General features: G+C 64.2%; 10 protein-coding genes and 1 pseudogene. 6 read left to right on the top strand and 5 right to left on the bottom strand.

Annotation, left to right across the window (positions count from 1 at the left end):
* Positions 1-654 (bottom strand): hypothetical protein (locus H7841_05065; GenBank protein ID MEO5336252.1); only part of this gene is annotated, 654 nt, incomplete at its 3' end.
* Between the two features lie 163 nt (positions 655-817).
* Here H7841_05065 and H7841_05060 point away from each other — a divergent pair.
* Together H7841_05060 and H7841_05055 are read left to right on the top strand one after the other, a co-directional pair.
* Complete coding sequence (locus tag H7841_05060) at positions 818-1,195, top strand: MbcA/ParS/Xre antitoxin family protein (protein MEO5336251.1); 378 nt, start codon at positions 818-820, stop codon at positions 1,193-1,195.
* Entirely contained in the window at positions 1,155-1,886 is a 732-nt protein-coding gene (locus tag H7841_05055; protein MEO5336250.1) for an RES family NAD+ phosphorylase, read from the top strand. Before H7841_05060 ends, H7841_05055 begins: the two co-directional genes overlap by 41 nt.
* A gap of 3 nt (positions 1,887-1,889) precedes the next feature.
* Here the strand turns inward: H7841_05055 and H7841_05050 are convergent.
* A pseudogene (locus tag H7841_05050) lies at positions 1,890-2,171 on the bottom strand (DUF6441 family protein).
* On the opposite strand from H7841_05050, the gene H7841_05045 reads away from it, so the two are divergent.
* Positions 2,157-2,342 carry a hypothetical protein gene (locus tag H7841_05045; protein MEO5336249.1) on the top strand — a complete coding sequence of 62 codons (186 nt, stop codon included), beginning with the start codon at positions 2,157-2,159 and terminating at the stop codon, positions 2,340-2,342. The pseudogene H7841_05050 and the gene H7841_05045 overlap by 15 nt on opposite strands.
* Before the next feature lie 30 nt (positions 2,343-2,372).
* Here H7841_05045 and H7841_05040 read toward each other — a convergent pair whose 3' ends face one another.
* Together H7841_05040 and H7841_05035 are read right to left on the bottom strand one after the other, a co-directional pair.
* Complete coding sequence (locus tag H7841_05040) at positions 2,373-2,837, bottom strand: hypothetical protein (protein ID MEO5336248.1); 465 nt, start codon at positions 2,835-2,837, stop codon at positions 2,373-2,375.
* A gap of 10 nt (positions 2,838-2,847) precedes the next feature.
* Complete coding sequence (locus H7841_05035; protein ID MEO5336247.1) at positions 2,848-3,213, bottom strand: hypothetical protein; 366 nt, start codon at positions 3,211-3,213, stop codon at positions 2,848-2,850.
* A 318-nt stretch (positions 3,214-3,531) separates the two neighbouring features.
* Here H7841_05035 and H7841_05030 point away from each other — a divergent pair, with 318 nt between their 5' ends.
* A complete protein-coding gene (locus tag H7841_05030; protein MEO5336246.1) occupies positions 3,532-4,011 on the top strand; it encodes a hypothetical protein in 480 nt (159 codons plus the stop codon).
* 680 nt (positions 4,012-4,691) lie between these two features.
* Here H7841_05030 and H7841_05025 read toward each other — a convergent pair.
* On the bottom strand, positions 4,692-5,273 hold the full coding sequence (locus H7841_05025; protein ID MEO5336245.1) for a Uma2 family endonuclease: 582 nt from the start codon (positions 5,271-5,273) through the stop codon (positions 4,692-4,694).
* Between the two features lie 318 nt (positions 5,274-5,591).
* Here H7841_05025 and H7841_05020 point away from each other — a divergent pair, with 318 nt between their 5' ends.
* Both H7841_05020 and H7841_05015 read left to right on the top strand, forming a co-directional pair.
* Positions 5,592-5,888 (top strand): helix-turn-helix domain-containing protein, encoded by a 297-nt coding sequence (locus H7841_05020; protein MEO5336244.1) that lies wholly within the window; start codon positions 5,592-5,594, stop codon positions 5,886-5,888.
* Between the two features lie 40 nt (positions 5,889-5,928).
* Positions 5,929-6,507, top strand: coding sequence for a hypothetical protein (locus H7841_05015; GenBank protein ID MEO5336243.1), 579 nt, complete (start codon positions 5,929-5,931; stop codon positions 6,505-6,507).
* Positions 6,508-6,593 lie beyond the last annotated feature (86 nt).

The following is a 6,593-nucleotide window of genomic DNA, read 5'->3' as shown; positions in this document are numbered from 1 at the left end:
GGCATCAAGGGGGCCTTCCTCATGTCGATCAACGACATCCCGGAGGTCCGGGCCCTCTTTTCCCGCTTCCACGTCCAGGCGGTCGAGACCACCTACACCATCGGGGGTGGCGACAAGGCTAGCGCCGTCCTGCCATTCCCGCGACGCCTCCAGCTTTTTCCGCTCGGCCGCCTCGACGGCGCGGGCGTAGGTATCCTGGTCGAGCGCTGCGTTGCGCAGCAGTTCGTCCAGTTCCGCCAGGGTGTCGCGGTATTCCTCCTCGGCCGTGCGATGGTGCTTGGTAATCTCGGCCCCCTTCTCGCGGAGTTTGGCTTCCGCATCCAGGGCCTCATTGATGTCGCGGATGGCCTCCTTCTGGTCGAAAAGGGCGCCGGACAGGCGCTCGACCTCGCTGCGCTGGGTTTCGGTCGCTCCCTCCGGCAGGCGGGAGAGCGCCTGGTCGATAGCGGCGCCCCGGGGGTCAGTGGCGGCACCCAACTGGCGCTCCAGGTCGGCGATCACCTTGCGGGCCTGGGCGTCGCTGCGCCCGGCGGCTTCGCGCAGAGGCTTTTCGATAGCTTCCACCTTGCGGGCCGCGATGTCCCTGAGCCGGGCGATCTCCCGCTCGACGTCCGCCTCCTTGATGCCCGCCCGGCCGCGCTTTTTCTCGGCCATGGCGATGTCGCGGGCCAGTTGGGCATGGGATCTGCTACTCCCGGATCAGGAACCGATGCGGCGAATGCCGGCTATTTCTCCGCATGGCGCGCGGCGAAATGGCGGGTCGTTGCGGAGGAAACCAATTTAGCGTATGGTTTCCACAGAAATAGAGGAGGACGCCATGCCCCAGATCAGCCACGTGGCCGAGCCGCAGGCCGGGCCGACACTATCCAAGGCCGTGGTCCGAGCGGCGGCCACGCTCCACGTCAACCAGGCGGCCCTTGCCGACACCATCGGCATGAGCCGGGCCACGGCCTCCCGCCTGCATTCCGGCGGCTATGTCCTCGACCCCGGCCGGAAGAAGGAATGGGAGCTGGCGCTTCTCTTCGTCCGCATGTTCCGCTCGCTCGATGCCATTCTGGGCCACGGCGAACAGGCGAGGCTGTGGCTGGAGAGCGATAATCTTGCCCTGAACGGCCGGCCCGCCGACCTGATCCGCACCACCGAGGGATTGATCCGTGTCATCCAGTACCTGGACGCCTATCGCGGTCGCGTCTGAGGCCGTTCAAGCGCGGTTCGACTTATGGCGGGCCGTCGAGGCCCAGCATGCGGTCGCGACCATGGTGCTGGTGGACACCCTGGACGAGCAGGCGCTGCTCGAACAGCTTCTGGAAGGCTCGAAACCTCCCCTGCCGCGTGGCGCCGGGGGATTGCACTGGTTGCTGTTCACGCCTTTCCGCTATCCGCCGCCGCCGGCCGGGTCGCGCTTCCGGGGACCGCTCGACCCCGGCGTGTTCTACGGCGCTGATGAGATACGTGCCGCCTGCGCCGAACTCGGCTACTGGCGCTGGCGCTTCCTGGTGGAGAGCCCCGCCCTCGTCGCCCTCGACCCCAGGCAACAGACGGTCTTCCGGGTGGCCATCGCCTCCCTGACGGTGGATCTCCGGAACCCTCCCTTCGCCAGGAACCGGAAGAAGTGGACCGATCCTGCCGATTACGAGGCAACACAACACTTCGGCCGGCAGGCCCGCGAGGTTGGGATCGGCGCCATCCGCTACCAGTCGGTACGCGATCCCGAGCGCGGTGGCTGTGGCGCGGTCCTGAACCCGGACGCCTTCGCCGAGAAAACTCCTCTGGAAACCCAGACGTGGTGGCTTTCGGTCACCCGCGAGCGGGTGATCTGGCAGAGGGAGGACGTCTTCCAGAAGTCGGGATGGGAATTCGACAGTCGGACCTTCACTGCTCCTTGAGCTTCAGCGCCCCGGCTCCCGCCAGTGGCGGACCACGAGGCGGGGCAGTTCGGCGATCCACTTTTCGGCGGCGGCCACGTCGAGGCGCTTCCTGACGGTGACCTGGGGGACCAGGATGAACATGGGCACCGTCGCCAGCCCGCGTCCGGTCCGCAAGGCCGACTCGCCGGCCTTCCCGAAGCCGCCCCGCTTGCCGGTGCGGGCGCGCCGGTTCTCGGCGACCGGGAGCGAGGGGCCGCCGCGCCGGTAGACGAAGCGAAGCTTGGCGCCGTGCCGACGCTCCCAGCGGCATACGTCCGGGCCCCTGAAGCCTTCGTCACCGAAATCCTGTGGCCGGAATTCCAGGAGATCAACCGGGAACTGGCCAGCTATCTGGACGAGGTGACCGAGCGGATCATCCGCGAGGAGGTCCACGGCGAGACCGCCTATGCCGAGGAACGGGAAGACTCCTCATGACGAAACGATCTTCTGGGGGCTGCCTTCCTGTCACTGATCCTGAAAGACCCACCACCCCCGGACATTCGCGGGAGGAGCGGAGCCCGTCAGAACCGTCCAGAGCCGGCCCAGCGTGGTTCCTTCGGGAAAGCGGCAGTTTCGAATCTCGCGGCTGCCGAGTTGGACTCCGGCAGCCTTGATGGAATACCGCTCCGGAAACGCGGTATCGGCATCGCCGTGCGGGCGGGCAGGGGCGCCCACCCATGCTTCCGTCTTCCCCGTTTCGGAATTCCTCAGGTCCAGCCGAAGATTCGGAAGGCCGGCGCAGGTGAAGCAGATAGCCCAACGCTCCAGTTGCAGAAGGACGCCGACGACTTCGATGCGCCTTGCTCCGGCGGAACCGGCAACCAGCAACGGCCCCTTCTCGTCGGCGCAGACGAGGTCCTCCGCCAGGGCGATATCCGGGGAAGCTATGGCTGCGAAAAGGGCCAGCGCGAAAGCCAGGGGGCGGGGCATGCCGATCATCTCAGCATAACGGAATCAGTTCGATGGATAGCAAGACCGTCACCGTCTCGGGGAACAGCTGCCAGCCATCGCTCTTCTCGACGAAGACGATCCGGATCGGATATCCACCGGCCGAACCTCCGAAAACGCCGGCCTCGCCGGGCAACGGCTTCAGATCGAAGGGTTCCCACTTTTCCGAGGTCGTGCCTCCGGTGTTCTGGACGGCCTCCTTGATTTCCCAGCGATGGCCGGGCGCAAGCGGCACCGCCATATGAAGGCGGAAGTCGTGTCTCTGGGTGACGCTTCCCTTGAAGTCGCTCTTGTCGACCGTCACGATCCGGGGCCCCAGCGGCAGCGGCGGCGCCTCGATGGTCAGCAGGAAGGGCACCCAACCGCGCTTTCCATTCGCGTGTACGTAATGCGGGTTGAGATGGGTGGGCACCTCTCCTTGGTGCCCAGCCGGAGAAAAGCGGGCCGTCTCGCCGTCATCTTCCCGACGCCGTTGATCCAGCCATCGGCGGTGAGCGCGAACACCCTTCCGTCCGTCACGTCGGTGGGGCCGCCCCCGCAAGCCTTGGCCGGGCCGGCCGCCATGGCCAATCCGAACAGGAGCAACAGGGCCGTTCCAGCCACCGCTCGAATGTCCATGATGAATTGTCCCCCCATGGAAGAGATGCCATCATGGCGGCCCGATAATGTCAACTTCATGGTCTTGATGCGCCGATTATTGCTGGCGGGGTTCCTGATCGGCCTGCTGCCCATCCAATCCCTGGCCGCCGAGGCCCGGCTCTGGATCGTCTCGCCCGACCGTCTGGGAGACCTGTCCAACTGCTCCAAGGAGGCCGAGCGTGCGGTCGCGCTTGGCTCGGCGGCGGCCCGCCTGGTGGCTTCCGATGCCCTGGTGCGCTGGGCGGACGGGTGGTTCCTGGTTCATGGGGAGGAAGGCAGCAAGGGCGATCCGGGGCGGGTGCTGGACCAGTGTTTCCTCCTGGAGGTCGATGGCCGCGCGATCGCCAGCGGCGCGGTGGTGTCACGCTACTCGGCCCGCCTGTTGCGGTTTCCCGCGTTGCTGATCTGGTCGCTTGGGCAGAGGCCGCTGGAATTCCTCCTGACGCCGCGATATCCCGACGACACGCTGGGCGCCATTCCCCCGTCCTGGCGCGACGTCCTGCCAAGCCTGCGTTGAGCCCTTGGGCACGCGCCCTCTTGGGTTGATGGCGACGACAAGGGCCTCAAGCTGGCGGAGATCCTGCGCGATAAGCCCCTCGACCGGCAGGCCCAGCGGAGCCGATTCGATTTCGCCTCGCCAATACCCTCGCGCGGCTGAACCTCTTCTTCCCGGTGCCGGTCTCTCCCTCCACCAGGAACAGAATGAAAAGGTACAGCCAACTGAATCGAGCCAAGCCCTTGAACCCACACAGGTCACGAAGTACGGTACCGGCATGTTGATGTTAAGTTGTTTTGGAGAATAACGTCGGGAGATTGAAGGAATTTTCCCCAAGAAGGCGCCTATAGGGCGGTGAAGTTCAGGTAACGGCTCGAAGAAGTCCCGGATAATGTCACGTAAGCCTTAGAAATATTGAGGTTTTTCTTGGGACTGTCAACCGCAAAGCCGTGGCCGGCCAGCTTGGAGACTTTACCTGCTATGTAAAGTGGCGGATATCATGAGACCAACACCCAACCGTCTCTGTGCCGGGCGCGGAACGCACGGAGACGGGTTTATGGACGGAACGACGGGCGGAAAAAGCTGGTGTCAAACCCCGTCCCTGAAAAATCAACGCGCTACCGTTTCTCCAGATCAGCCGCCCATTGAAGAAGAAGCAGAGAATTTCCGTGGCCCTACTGGTTGGCAACGGCATTCCAAAATCATCCCGTCTTCTCCGTCTCAAACACCACACCCTCGCAGGCTGTCCCCAATGGAATCTCCACGTCAATGGAAGCGAAGCGAAGAACGGCCTTGTCGCCCACAACGTCCATCACCTCCCAGCCGCTCGCTGTCCGGTGCCAGGTCTCCGCCTTGATCTCCGTTGACGACACCAGGGCGATTTCACGCACGGAAGGAATAGCACGATAATCTGGGATCTTGGAGCCCCGGTCGAAATTGGCGGTGCCGGGGGAAAGCACCTCGATGATGACGACGGGCTCTCCAAGATAGCGATCACCGGGCCTCCTAGGGGAGCATCCGATCGCCAGATCGGCCTGATAGAAGGTGTCCCCCCGGCTCGGGCTTCGAATGCCGACTTCCGCCGATGCCCTGCAAGGCGGACGAAGTTTCGTGCCGATGTCGATGGCCAGGTTCACGATGATGTCCGCATGTGCCACGGAAGGCGGAGCCATGGCGAAGACCTCGCCGCCTACCAGTTCGTAGCGGGTGTCGGTGCCGTCGTCCCAGGCCAGAAACTCTTCCACCGTCATGTGCGATGGCTGCTTCAGTACCGCTTGTGCCATGCCGACGCCTCTCCGGACCAAGCGTTACGAGCCGGACTATAGCAGAATTTCCCGAGGCAGGGAAAACCGGAAGTCAGAACCCGCTCTCCCGGATCTGTACCGCGAGGGTGGCCCGCCAGAGGCGGGAGGCACAGATGTCGCCGTGTATGACGGTCCCCGCCGCGTCGGACAAGGCTCCAAGGAAGGCCGCGCCGACGCCATCGTCCAGCCCCCTGGCGGCCCGGCATGAAAAAGCCGTAAATGAGAGCGGTAATGTGTCTATCGTTCATTTCGATCTTGGGGAGGGAAACGATGAGGCCTCGGGATTCCATATTCCATTTGCTGGCCGTGACCTCGCGTCAGTTCGTGCATCGCCTGCTATCGGTCGTCGGATCGGCCCTGGCTGCACTCGGGTCGACGCGGGGGTGTGCGCCCGCACCAGAACCCGGCAACGGCGATTTGTTGGCGCTGGAAGAGGTGGCAGCCCGGATCGGGGTCGATGTCCCGGGCATCCGCCGCGCCATCGCCAAGGGTGACCTTCCGGCTGTGTGGACAGGCAAAGAGCAGCGAGTCGAACGAAGTGCGCTGGAACGGACACTTGCCATCGTCGCCGCCAATTACGGGTCTCCGCCATGATATTCGGCCGCAGGCATAACTTCGTCGACGGGGACTTGCCATGAACCCATTCTTTCGCACGGCTTTTGCCCTGCTGGCGCTGTGCATGACCGGTTGCGTCCCCTTCGTGCTGGAGGGACAAAGCCGCCACTTCGCCGCAAGAGAATACAGTTACCCCCTCGCCGACGGGATCTATGTCGTGGAGGGGGAAGCCAGGACGTCGGTGAAGTTGGTCGCCCAGACCGATCACCTCGCCGCCACCGTGATCGAGGATGGCCGCGAGACGATCACCTTGATCGGAGGGTTCGTCGCACTCGGCACCCCCGGCCATTTCATCTTCCAGGCAACCGATGCCACCGAGAACGGCAAGGCGGTCAGCAAGGCTCCGGAAGAAACCAACTATATCCCGGTGCGCATTGCCAACAGCGGCGAGGTGACCTGGTTCGCCGGACCTGACCGTTGCGATGCAGATTGTTCCAGGTTGCTTTTGGATCACGACTTCCGCCTGGATGACGGCGAATGGAAGGCCCCGAAAGGCCTGTCCAAGGCGCAACTGACGGCGTTCTACGAGGCATTGGCGCCCTTGCTGGACAGGAGCGCATGGAAAGGAACGACGATGCTGCGCATTGCCGGCTTATGAGGGAGAGCCCGCACTATGAAGCGGCGTCTTTGTGATCTTTGGATCGATGGGCCTTGTCGCTCCGGCCGTCGCTTGTAACCGCGCCG

The sequence above is a fragment of the Magnetospirillum sp. WYHS-4 genome, assembly GCA_039908345.1.
In the GTDB taxonomy this organism is placed as follows: Bacteria; Pseudomonadota; Alphaproteobacteria; order Rhodospirillales; family GLO-3; genus JAMOBD01.
This window is presented reverse-complemented; position numbering and strand designations above follow the sequence as displayed.

Excerpts from the sequence above, each read along its gene's own strand:
- H7841_05030 (MEO5336246.1), top strand. The coding sequence starts at position 3,532 with ATGGTCTTGATGCGCCGATTATTGCTGGCGGGGTTCCTGATCGGCCTG.
- H7841_05025 (MEO5336245.1), bottom strand. The coding sequence starts at position 5,273 with ATGGCACAAGCGGTACTGAAGCAGCCATCGCACATGACGGTGGAAGAG.
- H7841_05015 (MEO5336243.1), top strand. The coding sequence starts at position 5,929 with ATGAACCCATTCTTTCGCACGGCTTTTGCCCTGCTGGCGCTGTGCATG.
- H7841_05040 (MEO5336248.1), bottom strand. The coding sequence starts at position 2,837 with ATGCCCCGCCCCCTGGCTTTCGCGCTGGCCCTTTTCGCAGCCATAGCT.
- H7841_05060 (MEO5336251.1), top strand. The coding sequence starts at position 818 with ATGCCCCAGATCAGCCACGTGGCCGAGCCGCAGGCCGGGCCGACACTA.